The organism is Streptomyces sp. NPDC039736 (assembly GCF_055596485.1).
On record NZ_JBVIUQ010000016.1, the window covers coordinates 79727 to 97914 of the forward strand.

At 74.4% G+C, this 18188-nt stretch carries 9 protein-coding genes; 7 read left to right on the forward strand and 2 right to left on the reverse strand.

The annotated features are described in order from the left end of the window. Window position 1 precedes the first annotated feature (1 nt). Both ACZ56L_RS33645 and ACZ56L_RS33650 read right to left on the reverse strand, forming a co-directional pair. Window positions 2-2764: an ATP-binding protein gene (locus ACZ56L_RS33645; protein WP_471068636.1), complete on the reverse strand. Its 2763-nt coding sequence runs from the start codon at window positions 2762-2764 to the stop codon at window positions 2-4. A 78-nt stretch (window positions 2765-2842) separates the two neighbouring features. Then, a complete protein-coding gene (locus ACZ56L_RS33650) occupies window positions 2843-5710 on the reverse strand; it encodes an ATP-binding protein (protein WP_471068639.1) in 2868 nt (955 codons plus the stop codon). 306 nt (window positions 5711-6016) lie between these two features. Between ACZ56L_RS33650 and ACZ56L_RS33655 the strand changes: the two genes are divergently transcribed. The 7 genes from ACZ56L_RS33655 to ACZ56L_RS33685 all read left to right on the forward strand — a co-directional run bounded on the left by ACZ56L_RS33655 (window position 6017) and on the right by ACZ56L_RS33685 (window position 18112). Continuing rightward, window positions 6017-7414, forward strand: coding sequence for a glycosyltransferase (locus ACZ56L_RS33655; protein ID WP_345219975.1), 1398 nt, complete (start codon window positions 6017-6019; stop codon window positions 7412-7414). Between the two features lie 38 nt (window positions 7415-7452). After that, the gene (locus ACZ56L_RS33660) at window positions 7453-8511 is read left to right on the forward strand and encodes a DegT/DnrJ/EryC1/StrS family aminotransferase (protein WP_345219976.1); all 1059 of its coding nucleotides are present in this window, start codon (window positions 7453-7455) and stop codon (window positions 8509-8511) included. Window positions 8512-8543: 32 nt separating this feature from the next. Further along, window positions 8544-9725: a cytochrome P450 gene (locus ACZ56L_RS33665; protein WP_471068644.1), complete on the forward strand. Its 1182-nt coding sequence runs from the start codon at window positions 8544-8546 to the stop codon at window positions 9723-9725. Between the two features lie 36 nt (window positions 9726-9761). Then, complete coding sequence (locus ACZ56L_RS33670; RefSeq protein ID WP_401764524.1) at window positions 9762-9956, forward strand: ferredoxin; 195 nt, start codon at window positions 9762-9764, stop codon at window positions 9954-9956. 65 nt (window positions 9957-10021) lie between these two features. Further along, entirely contained in the window at window positions 10022-10777 is a 756-nt protein-coding gene (locus ACZ56L_RS33675; RefSeq protein WP_468692516.1) for a thioesterase II family protein, read from the forward strand. Continuing rightward, window positions 10777-12843 (forward strand): aminodeoxychorismate synthase component I, encoded by a 2067-nt coding sequence (gene pabB / locus ACZ56L_RS33680; RefSeq protein ID WP_471068648.1) that lies wholly within the window; start codon window positions 10777-10779, stop codon window positions 12841-12843. Before ACZ56L_RS33675 ends, pabB begins: the two co-directional genes overlap by 1 nt. A gap of 115 nt (window positions 12844-12958) precedes the next feature. Then, window positions 12959-18112 carry a type I polyketide synthase gene (locus tag ACZ56L_RS33685; RefSeq protein ID WP_471068651.1) on the forward strand — a complete coding sequence of 1718 codons (5154 nt, stop codon included), beginning with the start codon at window positions 12959-12961 and terminating at the stop codon, window positions 18110-18112. Window positions 18113-18188 lie beyond the last annotated feature (76 nt).

An 18188-nucleotide genomic window follows, 5' to 3' on the forward strand; every position in this document is an offset into this window, starting at 1 on the left:
GTCATCGTCCTTCCATGTCGCGCACAAGCACGCGGAGTTCTTCCCGGCCGCCGATCCGCAGGGTGCGGTAGACCCGGCTCAGCCGAAGCTCCACGGCGCGCCGCGAGAGGGAGAGGAGCGCCGCGATCTGGGTGTTGCTGTGTCCGTGGGCAGCGAGCGTCGCCGTCCGGGCGTCCGGGGGCGACAGCTCGGTCCAGGCGGCGGGCGGGGCGGCGCCGGGGCGCAGTCCTGGCGACAGCTCCGCCCCGAGCAGCCGGGCGCTCCGGGCCATCGGGCCCCCGGGGTGGGTGGCGGTGAGCGCCCTGAGTTCGGCCACGGCCGCCGCGGCGGCGGCTCTGCTGCCGTCCTTCGCGAGTTCCGCCGCGGCCAGGTCGGCGAGCGCGCGCTGGTAGAGCGGGCCCGCGGGCCCGCGGCCGAGCAGGCCCGCCGCGTACCGGGTACGGGCCGGGCCGTCGTCGGCAGCCGGTGCGGCATTCAGCTCCGCCCAGCCGACCGGGCCCGGCGCGCCCCATCCGCGGGCCAGTCGAAGCTCCTCCGCGGCCAGCCGGTGCGCCTCGGCCGCCCGCCCGGTGGAACGCAGCACCCGGGCGGCGGTGGAGCGCCAGGGCAGCACTGCGGGGTTGACGTGGTTGCGGTGCAGGAGCAGGCGACCGCATTCACGCAGCAGGTGCACGGCCTCGGCGGGGTCGTGGGCGGCGCACACCAGGGCTTGCGCGAAGAGGAGCTGCGGTCCGTACGCGCTGTGCCGGGCGGCTTCGGGGACCGGTTCGGCGGCGGCCGCCGCGGCCCGGGCGGTGTCCCCGCGTTCGAGGTCGACAACGATGCGGACGGCTCGTAACTGGGCTGTCACGACGTGCGGTGTGCTCGGTGCCGGCAATGCGCGTTCGGCGGCGTCGATGTCCTGTTCGGCCGCCGCCAGCAGGCCGCGGAGCAGGTTGAGTTCGGCGCGTGCGGCGAGGATGCGGGGGACCGCGACACGTCGTCCGTCGGCCCGTGTGCCGGTGAGCAGAGCGCTCAGTCCCGCGTCGGCCTCCTCGTGGTCCCCGGTCAGGCGCAGCGCCTCGCAGGCCGCGAGGTACGGCAGGACCAGGGCGTCGCGCGCCGGCCTGGCGAGGGCGGTGCGGGCGAGGTCCCGCGCCGTCGTCAGCCCCTCGCCGGCCAGGGCCAGTTGCCGGGCACGGGACCCGGCCTGGACGGCGCAGGCCGGGTGGGCGGGCAGCGGGGGCATGCCGGGGACGAGGTGTTCGGCGTGCTCCCGGTCGGCGGGATCGGCCGCCCAGAACAGGGCGACGAGGGCGCGCTGTTCCTCGCTGCCGGCTGCCGGACGGGCCTCGGCGGCGGCCCGGCGCATCCCGTCGATGTCTCCCGCCGCCAGCCCCAGGTCCAGCGCGTGCAACCGTACGGCGGGGTCCGTGCGCGAGCGGGTCCGGGCGAGCGCGGCGAGCCGCCGGACGCCCGCCTGCGGCACGGTGAGGAGTTCGGCGCCGGCCAGCTCGAGTGACGTACGGGCGTGCGCCTCCTCGTCGAGCGGTTCGTGCAGGGCGCGGGCCAGGAACGCCGCCGCCCGGACGTGGTCGCCCGCGTGCCGGGCCGCCGCGCCGGCGCGTTGCAGTACCTGGGCGCCCCAGAGGGCGTCGACGGGCCGGGCGTGCAGCAGGAGCGTGCCGACCTCCTGGTCGGTGGCGCCTGTCCGGTGGGCGAGGCGGGCGGCGGCGGCGTGCAGGCGGGCGCGTTCGGCCGCATCCGTCCCGGCCAGGACGCGCAGACCGGCCTCGGCGCAGATGCGGGGGTCCGCGCCGGTCGTGCGGACGAAACCGGTGGCGTCCAGGACGGCGCGCAGCCGGGTCTCCTCCAGGTGACCGAGTCCTGCGAGGGCGCACATCGCCGGGAAGTCGAGCACCGGGCCGGCGACGGCGAGGACGCGCAGCGCGGCGACCGTCTCGGGCGGCAGGCCGCGCAGCACCCGGCCGATGTGGTCGTCCAGCACCACCCGGCAGGCCGCCTCCAGTTCGGCGGTGCGGGAGGCCAGTGGAGGGTGGCCCCGGCGGGTGAACTGCCGCAGCGCCGCGTGGAGTACGGCCGGAACCGCCGCCGATTTCCGCAGGGCGGCGGCGGTGAACTCGGGCTCGCCCTCGGTACCGCAGACGGTGCGCACGGTGCGGGCGGCGTCCGCGACGGTCGGCGGTTCCAGGAGCAGTGGGTGGGCGCTGTCCGGATCGGGGGAGGCGGAGACCAGGCCGCGCCAGCCGGGGCCGCGTACGGCGGTGTCGCTGCCACTGGCCAGCACCGCCAGCGGGGCGGTGGCGGAGCGTCGTACGAGGGCGAGGAGGAAGCGGAGGGAATCCGGGTCGGCCCATTGGGCGTCCTGCACGACCAGCAGCAGGGGCCGCCGGCGGGCGGCACGCAGCACCGGGGCCGGTCCGCCGTGGGCGGGCGCACCGAGGCCGTTGAGCAGTTGGGCCGCCACTCCGTGACGCATCCGGGACTCGGAGGGAACCGCTCGGGCGCTGAGCACCCGCAGGCCACGCAACCGGGCGAGCCGGGCGGACGAGCGGGCCAGGGCGTTCTGGCCGTGGCCGGGGCGTCCGGTGAGCGTGACGACGCAGGAGCGTCCGTCGGCAAGGCCGTCGAGCAGGTGGCTCAGGGTCTCCTGCTCACGGCTGTGGTGCGGTAACAGACCGGCGGCACGCGACGGTTCGGGTTCCGGTGCGGCGCTGCGGAAGTCCGGAGCGCCGCGGCGGGGCGGGGTGGCCGATGGCGACATGGAGGTGACCGGGTTCCGGGGGTCGGTGGGTGGGTGAAGGACGCTGTCGGCGCGGACTCCTGCGGTCCGGTGCCGGAGTCAGCCGCCCCAGGCCCGTGCGCGGGCGGCCGGGGCGCGGAGGGTGGCGGCCAGGGCCGCCCGGCGCTGGACGCCCAACTTGCGGTAGGCGCTGGTGAGATGGGTCTCGACGGTGCGCAGGGTGACGCACAGCGACTGGGCGACCTCCCGGTTGCTGGCGCCGTTCACCACGAGGCCCACGACCCGGCGTTCGGCTCCGGTGAGCAGGTCCTCGCGCGCGCCGGTGAGCTCCGGCATGCGCCCGCCCGCGTTGAGGAGCAGCCGCCGCGCGTCGGTGGCGAGGGGCAGCGCGCCGCAGGTGTGGGCGAGGTCGGCGGCGGAGCGCAGGTGCGACCGGGCCTTGGCCCGCTCCCCCTCGGTCAGCAGGCGGCGGCCGAGGGCGAAGCCGGCCCGCGCGTGGGCGGTGCGGGCGGGTGAGGCGGCCAGTGCCTCGACGGCCTCCCCGAGCAGTTCGAGGCCCGCCCGGCCCGGGGTGATGACGCCGCGGGCGAGGGCGGCGGTGCCCAGGGCGTGGGCGGTGCCCCAGCGCCGGGCGAGTTCGCCGCCGTACTCGGCGTGGACGTGCGCCTCCTGCGGGCGCCGCAGGGTGGCGAGGAGGTGGCAGGCCTCGGCCCACCAGGGGGCGAACACCGGGTTGGCGAGGCCGGCTTCGCGCTGTGCCCGGCCGCAGGCGAGCAGCAGGCGCAGCGCCCCCTCGCGGTCACCGAGGGCACGGCGGACGCGGGCGCGGACCATCAGGTGGAGGTGCTGCTCCACGACGGGCCCGGCCGGCGGCTGCGGGTCGGTCCCGGCGAGGAGGTCTTCGGCTCGGGCGGCCTCGCCGCTGTCGCACAGGGCCGCCGCGAGGACCAGCCGGGGCAGTACGAGGCGTGACGAGGACGGGCCGGCCGCGGTGAGGGCCGCGCGGGCGTCCGCGGTCGCCTCGGGGATCGCGCCGGTGCCGTGCAGGACGAGGCCGCGGGCCGACAGGGCGAGGGCCTCGGCCCAGCCGCCCGTCGTCGCGCCGGCCCCGGTCACCGCCTCGTTCAGCGCGGTGAGGGCTTCGACGCTCTCGTCGGCGAGGGCGAGCACCGTGCAGGAGGTGAGCACCGGCCAGGAGGCGCGGGGGCCGGGGGCGCCGACCGCCCGGCGGGCGTGGTCCTTCGCGGTGTCGCGCGCGGTGTCGTAGAGGGCGGCTGCCAGGGCGCTGACGGCTTCCGTATCGGCCTCCGGGGACGCCGGGCGGGGCGCGGGCGTGCGGTTCTCCGCGGGCGGCGCCGGGGCGCCCGTGCGTTCGGTGCAGCCGGTCAGGCGCAGGGCTGCTTCCAGGGCCAGGGCCCGTTCCCGCAGGCCGGACGCGCCGGTCGCGGAGCGCAGTTCGGCCAGGACCCGGGTGGGGGCGCGGCCGGGGGGAGGGCTCTGCCCGGCGGCCAGGCAGGCGGTGGTGTACCGCAGGGCCGCGGCGGCACGCGTCCTGAGGTCGGGGGCCCGGTCGAGGGCGTCGCGCAGCAGATGGCGGGCGGCGTCCGGGTCGGTGGGCGCCAGGAGGCCCGCGAGGCGGAGCCGCAGCGCGTGGTCGTCGGGCGTGGCGTCGAGTACGCGGCGCAGGTAGCGCGCGGCGTCGGCGGGGGCGCCGCGCTCCTCGGCGGCGGTGGCGGCGTCCGTCAGCAGGGAGGTCATCCAGGGCCGGGGGGTTCCGGGGATGGCCACCAGGTGTCCGGCGACCTCTTCGGACGGGCGGCCCGCGTCACTGAGCAGTTGGGCGGCCCGTGCCCGGAGCCGGGTCAGCGCGGGGGCGTCGAGCGGTTCGAGGACCGCGGCGCGTATGCGGTCGCTCGCGAAGTCGGTGCGGCCGGGGGCCAGGACCTCCGCCTGGCGCAGGATCCGGACGGCGTCCTCGGCCTGGGCGGCGGAGACGTCCGCCAAGGCGGCGACGTGGTCGCCCGGTGCGTCGCCGAGGACCGCCATCGCCGTGGCGACGGCCTCCACCCAGCGGGGTCTTCTCCCCAACAGGCTCCGGACCGAGCCCGCTACGAGGCGTCCGCCCAGTTCGCCGGCGTGCCGGGCGCCGTCGAGGTCGGGCCGGACGCCGGCGTCGCGCAGTTCCGCGACGAGCCGGACGGCGGTGCCGGGGTTGCCGCCGCTGACGTCGGCGAGCCGTGCCGCGAACGCGGGTTCGACCGGGCAGCCGAAGGCGTCGCGGGCGAGTTCGCCGACCGCGGCCGGGCTCAGCGGCCCCAGGGGCACGGTGGTGCACGAGGGGTGGGCGGCGAACCGCGCCCATGGGGTGCTGTCGGCGACCGAGGCCCCGGTGCTGCGGGTCAGGACGAGCAGCAGGGGCAGCCCGTCCGCCCTGCGCAGCAGGAAGTCGAGCCAGCGCAGCGTGTACGCGTCGCACAGGTGGGCGTCGTCCAGGGCGAGGACGAGGGGATGGCGTGCGGCGAGGTGGGCGGTGAGGCTGTACAGGCCCTGGAGCACCGGGTAGTCGGCGTCGAGCGCGAAGGGCGGGCGGTCCGTTCCCGGCATCAGCGCGGGCAGTGCCCGGCGGGCGGTGCCCCGCAGCAACGGGTGGCCGGGGGCGCCCTCCCCCACCAGGCCGAGCGGACGCAGGAGGGCGCGGACACCTTCGTACGGGACGGTGGAGGCGTCCTCGGCACACGTTCCGTGGAGCGCGGTCAGGCCCCGTGGTCCGCCGGGATTTCCGTCGCCGTCGCCCTCCAGAAACGCGGCGAGGAGACTGCTCCTGCCGATACCGGGCGGTCCGGTCAGGACCACGATTCCGGAGTGCCCGGCGCGGGCCGCCGCGGCCCGCGCGGTGAGCACAGCGATTTCTCCGGCGCGGCCGAATACCGCTCCGCTCGTGCCTGACGACCCTGATTGGTCAGACAAAGACGCCCCCTACATGGAACGGAAAGAGCCGAACCCCCATCAGGCCCAATTTCCGCGGGAATACGAACGATCATCCTGTGGCAGCGTACCGGAGTCAACCGGTCCGATACGCGTGGAATCCAGCCAAGGACAAGAAAGACAACGCTGCCTTGACGGAACCGAACGGCCCGCCGAACAATCCGCTCCCCACGCGCCCCGCCCCGGTCCACGGGCCCCCGGCCGCCGAGTCTAAGGATTTCCCGGTACGGGCCGTGAGACCAAGTAGGGGTGAAGCCAACACCACCGGACGATGCCCCCAGGAGCGCGATGAGTCCCACCCAGAGCACCGCGCAGCGGCCCGTCCTCTTCGTCAGCCTGCCGGAGAGCGGCCTGGTGAACCCGCTTCTCGTCCTCGCGGCCGAGCTCTCGCGGCGGGGCGTGCCCGATCTGTGGTTCGCGACCGACGAACCCCGGCGTGCCGACGTGGAGGGCCTGACGGAAGGCTCCGGCGTCGGGTTCGCGTCGCTGGGGGAGGTCTTCTCCGAGCTCTCCGCGGTCAGCTGGCCGGACGAGGTGTACCGCGAGGTGACCCAGGCCTCGCGCTTCAGGGCGCATCGCGCGGTGGTCCGGCAGTCCTACCGGCCCGATCTCCAGGCCGAGAAGTTCAAGCGCCTGAATTCCGTGGTCGAGAAGGTGCGGCCGGCCCTCATGGTGGTCGACTGTGTCGCGTCCTTCGGCATCGATGTGGCACTCACCCACGACATTCCGTTCGTCCTCAGTGTTCCCTTCCTGCCGACGAATGTCCTCACTTCACTCAATCCCTTCGGACCGTCCGGGACTCCCCGCGACTTCCCCGTTCCGCATTCCGGTTTCCCTTATCCGATGAGTTTTTCCCAACGGGTGCGCAACGAGCTGTTCAAATACCGCACCCTCGGCATGTTCTTCCATCCGGCCATGGGCAAAGTACTGTCCGAGGACGCACGTCTGCGCAAGGAACTCGGCCTGCCGAAACCCAGTCCGATGACCAGGGTCGACCGGGCCGAGCTGGTGCTGTGCAATTCCGTCGCCGAACTGGACTATCCGTTCACCGTGCCGGAGCGGATGGAGCTGGTCGGGGCCATGGTGCCGCCGCTGCCGGAGGCCCCGCGCGGCGAGGACGACGGGGGGCTCGCCGACTGGCTGGACGCCCAGTCCTCGGTGGTCTACATGGGCTTCGGCACCATCACCCGGCTCACCCGGGAGCACGTGGCCGCGCTGGTCGAGGTGGCCCGCCGCCTCCAGGACCGCCATCAGGTGCTGTGGCGCCTGCCCTCCGAGCAGCAGCACCTGCTGCCCGCCGCGGACACGCTGCCCGGCAACCTGCGGATCGAGAGCTGGCTGCCCTCCCAGCTGGACGTGCTCGCGCACCCGCACGTGCGGGTGTTCTTCACCCACGGCGGCGGAAACGGCTTCAACGAGGGAATGTACTTCGGCAAGCCGATGGTGGTGCGACCGCTCTGGGTGGACTGCTACGACCAGGCGGTGCGCGGGCAGGACCTCGGTCTGAGCCTGACCCTCGACCGGCCGCGGGACGTCGACCCCGAGGACGTCGTCGACAAACTCACCCGGGTCCTCGGCGAACCCGGATTCCGCGAACGCGCGGAACGCATCGGCGCCCTCCAGCACGCGGCCGGCGGGCGCGCAAGAGCGGCCGACCTGCTCCTGAAGCTGCCCGCGCTGTCCTGACCCGTCCCCCTGCCCTCCCCACTCAGACCGAGGACGACATGTCCATCAAGTACCCCGTTTCCCGGCCCAGTCTCAAGGGCCGGGAACTCGCCTACGTCACTGAAACGATCACTGACGGCTGGATATCCTCCCAAGGGCCGTATGTCCGGCGCTTCGAGGAGGCATTCGCCGCGTACTCCAAAATCGCGCACGGCGTCGCCTGTTCCTCCGGAACCACGGCCCTGACGCTGGCACTGCGCGCTCTGGGCATCGGCCCCGGCGACGAAGTGATCGTTCCGGAATTCACCATGGTGGCGTCGGCCTGGGCCGTCAGCCACACCGGCGCGACCCCGGTGTTCGTCGATTGCGCCGACGATCTCAACATCGACCCGGCGAAAATCGAGGAGAAGATCACCAGCCGGACCAAGGTGATCATGCCCGTCCACGTCTACGGCCGCCGGTGCGCCATGGACGCGATAATGAATATCGCGCACGACTACAACCTGCGCGTGGTCGAGGATTCCGCGGAGGCGCACGGCGTCCCGCCGGTGGGCGACATCGCCTGCTACTCGCTCTTCGCGAACAAGATCATCACCTCGGGCGAGGGCGGCATCTGCCTCACCAACGACCCCCGGCTGGCCGAACAGATGGCGCACCTGCGCGCGATGGCGTTCACCGAGGACCACAGCTTCCTGCACAAGAAGCTGGCCTACAACTTCCGCATGACCGCGATGCAGGGCGCCGTGGCGCTCGCCCAGGTGGAACAGCTCGATGACTTCCTCGCCCTGCGCCGCGAGATCGAACGCCGTTACGACGAGGGCCTGAAGGACATTCCGGGCATCACCCTGATGCCGCCGCGCGACGTCCTGTGGATGTACGACCTGCAGGCGGAGCGCCGGGACGAGCTGCGCTCCTTCCTGGCCGCCGAGGGCATCGAGACCCGGGTGTTCTTCAAGCCGATGAGCCGGCAGCCCGGCTACCACGACCCCGTCTGGCCGTACCTCAACGCCAGCCGGTTCAGCGAGAACGGGCTCTACCTGCCCACGTACACCGAACTGACCGCCGAGGACCAGGAATACGTGACCGGCAAGGTCCGCGCCTTCTACGACGCGGCCTGAGCCCGCGCCACCACCGACGGAGAACGAGGGCCATGACCGGCACCGCCGAACCGAAAACCGTCCCCTTCCCGCTGCGGGTACCGGGCGAACCGTTCCCCCCGCCCCGCTACGAGGAGTACCGCCGCCGCGAGGGGCTGGTGCCCACCCAGTTGCCCAACGGCAGCCGGGTCTGGCTCGTGACCCGGCACGCGGAGGTACGCGCCGTCCTGACCAGCAAGAAGATCAGCGCGAACCCCGACCGCGAGGGCTTCCCGCACATCAGCGACACCATGGGCGTGCCCCGCCAGGAGCAGATCCCCGGCTGGTTCGTCGGGCTCGACTCGCCCGAGCACGACCGGTTCCGCAAGGCCCTGATCCCGGAGTTCACCGTGCGCCGGGTGCGCGCGATGCGCCCGGCGATCGAACGCACCGTGGACGAGCTGATCGACCAGATGCTCGCCGCGGGCAACTCCGCGGACCTGGTGGCGGACTTCGCGCTGCCGGTGCCCTCCCTGGTGATCTCCACACTGCTCGGCATACCGCCCGTGGACCGCGACTTCTTCGAGTCACGCACCCGCACGCTGGTTTCCATCCGCACCTCCACCGAGCAGCAGCGCGACACCGCCGCCAAGGAACTGCTCCGGTACATCAACCGGCTCGTGGGCATCAAGGCGCAGTGGCCGGGCGACGACCTGATCAGCAGGCTCCTGGCCACCGGCGGCATCAGCGCCCAGGAGATGACCGGCGTGCTGATGCTGCTGCTCATCGCCGGTCACGAGACCACCGCCAACAACATCGCCCTCGGGGTGGTGTCCCTCCTCCTCAACCCGCAGTGGATCGGTGACCAGCGGGCGGTCGAGGAGACGCTGCGCTTCCACTCGGTGGCCGACCTGGTGTCCCTGCGCGTCGCCGTGGAGGACGTCGAGATCGGCGGCCATCTGATCCGCGCGGGCGAGGGCGTCATCCCGCTGGCCGCCGCCGCCAACCACGACGAGTCCGCGTTCGCCTGCCCGCACGCCTTCGACCCGGCCCGCACCGAACGCCACCACGTGGCCTTCGGCTACGGCGTGCACCAGTGCCTGGGCCAGAACCTCGTCCGGACCGAGATGGAGATCGTCTACCGGCGGCTCTTCGAGCGCATCCCGACCCTCGCACTCGCGGTGCCGGTGGAGGAACTGCCCCTGAAGTACGACGGCGTCCTGTACGGGCTGCACGAGCTGCCCGTCCGCTGGTAGCCGTTGCCCACCGTCCGCCCTCCCGAAAGAGAACCGATGCGCATCACCGTGGACTCCGAGCTCTGCGTAGGCGCCGGACAGTGCGTGCTGTCCGCGCCCGAGGTGTTCGACCAGGACGACGACGGGCTGGTCGTGGTACTCGAACCCCATCCGGCCCCCGGCGAGCACGACACCGTGCACCAGGCGGGCGATCTGTGCCCCGCCCACGCCATCACCGTCCACGAGGACTGAGCCCGCCCGGCGGCCCGCGCCGCCGCCCGGACCCCGTACCGCCGTTTCCCAGAAAGGACCGCACCTTGAACAGCACGGACCACTCCTCGGCCCTGTGGCTGCGCCGCTTCCACCCGGCCGCGGACCGCCCCGTCCGGCTGGTCTGCTTCCCGCACGCCGGCGGCTCCGCCAGCTTCTTCCACCCGGTGTCGGTGCGGTTCTCCTCCGCCGTCGACGTCATCGCCCTCCAGTACCCCGGCCGACAGGACCGTCGGCACGAGCCCTGCGCCCCGGACCTCGCCACCCTGGCCGACCGCATCGTCGACGAACTGCTGTCCCTGGAGGAGAAGCCCACGGTGTTCTTCGGCCACAGCATGGGCGCCGTGCTCGCCTTCGAGACGGCCTGGCGACTGGAGCACAAGGGCGTCCACGCGCCGAGGTCCGTCATCGCCTCCGGGCGCCGCGGCCCCTCCACCGTGCGCACCGAGACCGTGCACCGCCGCGACGACAACGGCATCATCGAGGAGCTGAGGCTCCTCAACGGCACCAGCCCCGATCTGCTCGGCGACGAGGAGATCCTGCGGATGGCGCTGCCGGCCATCCGCGGCGACTACGAGGCCATCGAGAAGTACGAGTGCCCGCCCGACCGCACGCTCCGCTGCCCGATCACCGTGCTCACCGGCGACGCCGACCCGCGCACCTCGTCGGCGGAGGCGCTGGCCTGGCAGCAGCACACCGAAGGCGCCTTCCGGATGGAGGTGTACCCCGGCGGTCACTTCTTCCTCACCGACCACATCAGGGCCGTGGGTGACGAGATGGCACGCGAACTCGGGATCCTGTGATGCGCACCCTCCTCGTCGACAACTACGACTCCTTCACGTACAACCTGTTCCACTACCTCGCCGAGATCAACGGCCGGGAACCCGAAGTGATCCGCAACGACGACCCCGCCTGGCGGGCGGGGCTGCTCGACGGGTTCGACAACGTGGTGCTGTCTCCGGGGCCCGGCACCCCGCACCGCCCGGCCGACTTCGGTCTGTGCGCGCGGATCGCCGAGGAGGGCCGGCTGCCGGTGCTGGGCGTGTGCCTCGGGCACCAGGGCCTGGCGCTCGCGCACGGCGGTGAGGTCGGCCCGGCCCCGGAACCCCGCCACGGGCGGACCTCGGCGGTCCGGCACGACGGCACCGGACTGTTCGAGGGCATCCCCGACCCGCTGGAGGTGGTGCGCTACCACTCGCTGGCCGTCACCTCGCTCCCGCCCGCCCTGGAGGCCATCGCCCGCAGCGCGGACGACGGGGTGGTGATGGCGCTGCGCCACCGCACCCTGCCGCTCTGGGGCGTGCAGTTCCACCCCGAGTCGATCGGCACGGACAGCGGACACCACCTGCTGGCCAACTTCCGTGACCTGACGGCCGCGTACGGCCGGCGCAGACGCACCCCGGCCCCCGCCGCCGCCCCGGAGCAGGCCCCGACCGCCCCGCCGCGGACGGCTCCGGTCCGCAGGCTGCGGGTCCTGGCCGAACAGCTCGACACCCGCTGGGACGCCGAACCGGCCTTCGACCGGCTCTTCCGCACCGGCGAGCACCCCTTCTGGCTGGACAGCAGCCGCACGGACGCCGTCCTCGGCCAGATCTCGGTCATGGGCGACGCCTCAGGCCCCCTGGCCCGCACCGTCACCGCCGACGTCGGCGAAGGCACCGTCAGCGTCACCGCGAACGGGCACACGCACAGCGTCCGCAGCCCGTTCTTCGACTGGCTGGAGCACGACCTCGCCGGGCTGCGCACCGAAGTGCCCGAACTGCCCTTCGAGTTCACACTGGGCTGGGTGGGCTGCCTGGGCTACGAACTCAAGGCCGAGTGCGGCGGCGAGACCGCCCACCGCTCCCCCGACCCGGATGCCGTGATGGTCTTCGCGGACCGTGCCGTCGTGCTGGACCACCGCACCGGCACCACCTACGTCCTCGCGCTCGTCGAGGACGGCGACGAGGCCGCCGCCCGCGCCTGGCTGCGCGGCACCACCGCCGAGCTGGCCCGGCTCGCCGGGCGCACGCCCGAGCCCTGCGCGCCGCCCGCCGGGCTCACCGGAGCGGACCTGCGCCCGCGCCACGACCGCGACGCCTACCTCAAGCTCATCGACGTCTGCCACGAGGAGATACGCGCGGGCGAGACGTACGAGGTGTGCCTGACAAACATGATCGAGGCGGAGACCTCCCTCGACCCCTGGCACGCCTACCGCCATCTGCGCCGGGCGAGCCCGGCCCCGTTCGCCGCCTTCCTCGGCTTCGGCCCGCTGGCGGTGCTGAGCACCTCGCCCGAACGGTTCCTGCGCATCGACCGGCAGGGCGCCATGGAGTCCAAACCCATCAAGGGCACCCGGCCGCGGCACCCCGACCCGGCACAGGACGCCCTCCTCGTCGCCGACCTCGAACAGAGCGAGAAGGACCGCGCCGAGAACCTGATGATCGTCGACCTGGTGCGACACGATCTCAGCCGGTGCGCCGAGGTCGGCACGGTGATCGCCGATCCGGTCTTCCAGGTCGAGTCCTACGCCACCGTGCACCAGCTCGTCAGCACCGTACGGGCACGGCTGCGCACCGGCACCAGTGCGGTGGCGGGCGTCCGCGCGGCGTTCCCCGGCGGGTCCATGACCGGCGCTCCGAAGATCCGCACCATGCAGATCATCGACCGGCTCGAAGGCGGCCCCCGCGGCGTCTACTCGGGGGCGATCGGCTACTTCTCGCTCACCGGCGCGGCCGACTTCAGCATCGTCATCCGGACGGTGCTGCTGGGCGGCGGCACCCTGCGCTACGGGGTGGGCGGCGCGGTGATCGCCCTGTCCGACGCGGAGGCCGAGTACGAGGAGACCCTCATCAAGTCGGCACCGCTGCGCGCGCTCCTGCGGGAGTAGGGCCGGGGCGGCCGGGCGGGCGCGCGGCGACCGGTGCACATCTAGGGCTTTTCCCGGTAGGAGCGGAGTCAGCATGGAGCCGCAGCACCCCCAGCGGCCGGCCTTATCGGGAGTAATGGTGTCCGTCCATGTCGATGACTACGCGGTCCGACCGGCCGCCGACCCGAGCGGAGCGCTGCGCGGGCTCACCCTGCCGGCCGTCTTCCGCTCCGCCGCACTGCAGGACCCGGAGGCCGTGGCGCTGAGCGACGGCGACCGGCACCGGACCTGGCGGCAGTGGGCCGAGGACGCCGACGCGCTCGCCAGGGCCCTGCAGGAACTCGGCGTCGGCGTCGGCGACGTGGTCGCCGTCCAACTGCCCAACTGCTGGGAGTACCAGACCCTGCACCTCGCCGTGGCCGCTGTCGGCGCGGTCATGATGCCCGTCCACCAGGGCCACGGCAGCGCCGACGTGCTGGCGCTCGTGCAGCGGGTGGCCCCGGCGGTGATGGTGCTGCCCGCCGACTCCGCGCACGCCGCCGGCCCGCAGGCCCTCGCCGCGCTGCGGGCGGCCGTGCCCTCGCTGGGCCCGGTCCTGGTGGCGGGCCCCGGCTCGGCGGACCTCCCCGGCGTCGACGCGCTGCTGGAGCGGTGGACGGGCACCGTCCCGCGCCCCGTCGACGTACGGCCGGAGATGCCCTTCGTGCTGCTGCCGTCCTCCGGGACCACCTCCGCCCGGCCCAAGATCTGCCTGCACAGTCACGACGGGCTGCTGTCCAACACGGCGGCCGTGACCGAGGAGGCCGCCGGGTCCTTCGACGGCCCGGTGCTCACCGCCTGTCCGCTCACCCACCTCTTCGGCCTGCAGTCCCTGCATTCGGCGCTGTTCGCCCGCTGCCGGCAGGTCCTGCTGCGCGGCTGGGACCCGGACCGCTTCCTGGAGCTGGCCCGCGCGGCCCGCCCCGGCGTGGTCTTCGCCGTACCCGCCCAGCTCCACGACGTGGTCGCACGGATCACCGAGACCGGGGCCGCCGCCGGTTTCCGGCCGCACGAGGTGCGGACGGCGGGTGCCGCCGTTCCGGCCGCACTGGTCACCCGGGTGCGCGAACTCCTCGGCAGTCCGCTCGTCGTGGTGTGGGGCATGTCCGAACTGGGCACCGGCACCTGCACGTCCGCCGCCGACCCCGCCGAGGTGGCCGCCCGCAGCGTGGGCCGGCCGACCTCCGGCGCGCAGGTACGCGTCGTCGGTGAGGACGGTGCCGAGTGCGCGCCCGGCGGGACGGGCGAGCTCCACTACCGCAGCCCCGGCATGTTCCGCGGCTACCACGGGGAACCGGAACTGACCGCCGCGGCCGTCACCGCGGACGGCTGGCTGCGCACCGGAGACCGGGCGAGCCTGGACGCCGACGGCCGGGTCCGCTTCGCCGGCCGGTCCGCCGAACTGATCAACGTCGGTGGCCGGAAGTTCGACGCGACCGAGATCCAGGGGCTCCTCGCCGACCTGCCGGGCCTGGGGCCCGCGGCCGTCGTCGCCCGGCCCGACCGGCGGCTGGGCGAGTACCCCTGTCTGGTGGTCACCGGCCGCGCCGAACGCGCCGTCACCCTGACGAAGGTGACGGACTTCCTGCTGGAACGCGGCGTCGCCGAGTACAAGATCCCGCTGGAGCTGGTGACGGTCGACGCGCTGCCGCGCACCCCGGCGGGCAAACTGCACCGACGGGCCCTGGAGGCCCTGCTGGCCGAGCGCGGACCGGAGGCAGGCGGCGCCGGGTCCGTTCCCGCGTCCCACACGGCGGCCCTGGCGCTGGTCCGGGCCTGCGTCACCGAGGCACTGGCACCGGCCACCGAGACGGCCCCCATCGGTGCGGCCACCACCTTCCGCGCACACGGTCTGGACTCCGTACGCAGCATCCGGCTGCGCAACCTGCTCGCCGGGGCGACCGGCCTCACCCTGCCCGCCTCCCTCGCCTTCGACTTCCCCACGCCCGATGCCGTGGCCCGCCACCTGCGCGGCGAGACGGCCTCCGAGGCCGCCGCCGAGTCCCGGGCCGCGGCGGACGACGATCCGGTCGCCGTCGTGGGAATGGCCTGCCGGCTGCCCGGCGGGGTGCGCGGCCCCGAGGACCTGTGGGCCCTGCTGGCGGACGGCCGGGACGTCATCGGGCCGTTCCCCGAGGACCGCGGCTGGGACCTCGGCCGGCTCTTCGACGAGGACGCCGAACGCCCCGGCACGTCGTACACCCGCCAGGGCGGGTTCCTCGGCGACGCGGGCGCCTTCGACGCGCCGTTCTTCGGGTTCTCCGACCGGGAGGCCCTGGCCGCCGACCCCCAGCAGCGGCTGCTCCTGGAAACCGCGTGGGAGGCCCTGGAGCAGGCGGGCATCGACCCGGCGACCCTGCACGGCTCGCGCACCGGGGTCTTCGCGGGCGCCATGTACCACGACTACGCGCCCTCCGCGTCCGGCGACGGCGGGCCCGAACTGGAGGGGCTGCTGGCCCTCGGCACCGCCGGAAGCGCCCTGGCCGGCCGGATCTCGTACTCCTTCGGCCTCCAGGGCCCCGCGCTGACCGTCGACACGGCCTGCTCGTCCTCGCTGGTGGCGCTCCATCTGGCGTGCCGCTCGCTGCGGTCGGGCGAGTCCTCGATGGCACTGGCGGGCGGCGTCGCCGTGATGGCGACCCCGGCCTCCTTCACGGAGTTCTCCCGGCTGCGCGGGCTGGCCCCGGACGGCCGCTGCAAGTCCTTCGCCGACGCCGCCGACGGCGCGGCCTGGTCGGAGGGGGTCGGCCTGCTGGTCCTGGAGCGGCTCTCCGACGCCCGCCGCCACGGGCATCCGGTGCTCGCCCTGGTCCGCGGTTCGGCGGTGAACCAGGACGGCGCCTCCAACGGGATCACCGCCCCGCACGGCCCCGCTCAGCGGCAGGTGATCCGGCAGGCCCTCGCCGACGCCGGGCTGGGCCCCGCCGACGTCGACGCGGTGGAGGCGCACGGCACGGGAACGACGCTCGGCGACCCCATCGAGGCGCAGGCCCTGCTGGGCACCTACGGCGCCGCCCGCGCGCCCGAACGGCCCCTGTGGCTGGGCTCGGTGAAGTCCAACATCGGGCACGCGCAGGCCGCCGCCGGGGTGGCGGGCATGATCAAGACCGTGCTGTCCCTGCGCAACGGCGTACTGCCCCGCACCCTCCACGTGGACGCGCCGACGTCTCACGTGGACTGGTCGCCGGGCACCGTACGACTGCTCACCGAGGCACGGCCGTGGCCCCGGGAAGCCGGGCGGGCCAGACGGGCCGCGGTGTCCTCCTTCGGGATCAGCGGCACCAACGCGCACGTGGTCGTGGAGGAGGCGCCGCCGGAGCCCGTCGCCGAGCGGCCGGCCGCCGGGACCGGCCCGGTGGCCTGGGTACTGTCCGCGCACGACGCGCCCGCCCTGCGCGACCGGGCCCGCGGCCTGGCGGGGCACCTGGAGTCCGGGCCGAACCGGCAGGTGCGGGACGTCGCGTACTCGCTGGCCGCCTGCCGTACCGTACGCCAAGGGGCCCAGGCGTACGTCGTCGGCACGGACGAATCCGAACTCCTCACAGCAGTGAGGGAGTTGGCCGACCGCGAGTTCCCGGCGGGTGACCCCGCCGACGGCGAGCTGGCGTACGTGTTCGCCGGGCAGGGCAGCCAGCGGCCCGGCATGGGGCGTGGACTGGCGCGCGCGTACCCGGTGTTCGCGAAGGCACTGCGCGAGGTGTGCGACGCACTCGATCCGCTGCTCGACCGGCCGCTGACCGACGTCATGTGGGCGGTCGACGGCCCGGACGCGACGCTCCTGGGCCGTACGGAGTACACCCAGCCGGCGCTCTTCGCCCACGGGGTGGCCCTGTACCGGCTGTTCGAGTCGTGGGGGGTGACGCCCGGCCGGCTGGCGGGACACTCGGTGGGCGAGATCGCCGCCGCGCACGTCGCCGGGGTGTTCTCCCTCGCGGACGCGGCCCGGCTGGTCACCGCCCGGGGGAGGCTGATGCAGCGCCTCCCGGAAGGCGGCTCGATGCTGGCCGTACGGCTTCCGGAGGCCGAGCTGGGCCCGTGGCTCGCGGACCTGTCCGGTGGGCCGGTGGCGGTGGCCGCCGTCAACGGGCCGCGTTCGGCGGTCGTCTCCGGTACGGAGGGGGCGCTCGCAGAACTGGCCGGGAGACTGGCGGCGGCCGGTCACCGGACGAAGCGCCTTGACGTCAGCCACGCCTTCCACTCCCCGCTGATGGACCCGATGCTGGACGCGTTCCGCGAGGTGGTGACCCGTCTCGGCCTCGCCGCCCCCGTCGTGCCGGTCGTCTCCTGCCTGACCGGGGCGCCGCTCACCGCCGCCGAGGCGTGCGATCCGGAGTACTGGGTCCGGCACGTCCGGGAGCCGGTCCGCTTCCACGCCGCCGTGGAGGGGCTGCTGGCCAACGGCTCCGGGGCGTTCCTGGAGCTGGGCCCCGAGTCGGTGCTGGCGCCGATGCTGGAGGAGTGCCTGGCCGTGCGCCCGGCCGGCGGGGCGGTCGTCCCGGTCGGCGGGGCGGACGAGGAGCGCGCGGTGATGGCGGCGGTCGCCCGGCTGCACCTGTCCGGGGTGCCGGTGGCCTGGAGTGCGGTGCTGCCCGGCGCACGGGCGGTCCCGCTGCCCACGTACCCCTTCCAGCACCGCACCTACTGGGCCGCGGGCACCGCCCCCGTACCGTTCGGCGCCCCCCGGCCGGCGGGTTCGACCGGCACGGCCGGCGCGGTCGGGTCCGCGACGTCGGCGCCCGAGCGGCCGCTGCTCGCGGGGCGGCTCGAAGGGCTGGGCGGGGCCGAGCAGCAGGCGCTGCTGGTCCGGCTGGTGCTGGAGGAGACCGGGGCCGTGCTCGGCGGCCGGACGCTGTCCGAGGCGGACGCCGATGTGTCCTTCTCCGACATGGGCATCACGTCGGTCGGCGCGGTCGAGCTGCGCAACCGGCTGCGCGCGGCCACCGGGGCGCGGCTGCCCGCGACCGTGGTGTTCGACCATCCGACTCCGGCGGCGGCGGCCCGCCTGGTACGACAGGACCTCACCGGGGCCGCGGCGCCGGACGGCCGGACGGTCGCGGACCTCGTGGCCGAGCTGGACGCACTGCTGTCGGCCGGATCGGACCTCGACCGGGACAGCGCGGCCCGCCTGCGGTCCCTCGTGCGCGACCGGGGTCCGGCCGCCCCGGCCGCCCGCGCGGCGGGCGACTCCTTCGACCTCGACACCGCGTCCGACGAGGACCTGTTCCGACGCCTGGACGGCGTCGACCGCTGACGGACCGTCCCGGTTCCACGCCACAGCCGACCGGCACACACGCCGGTCGGCTGTTCCCTTTCCCTTCCCCTCCTCT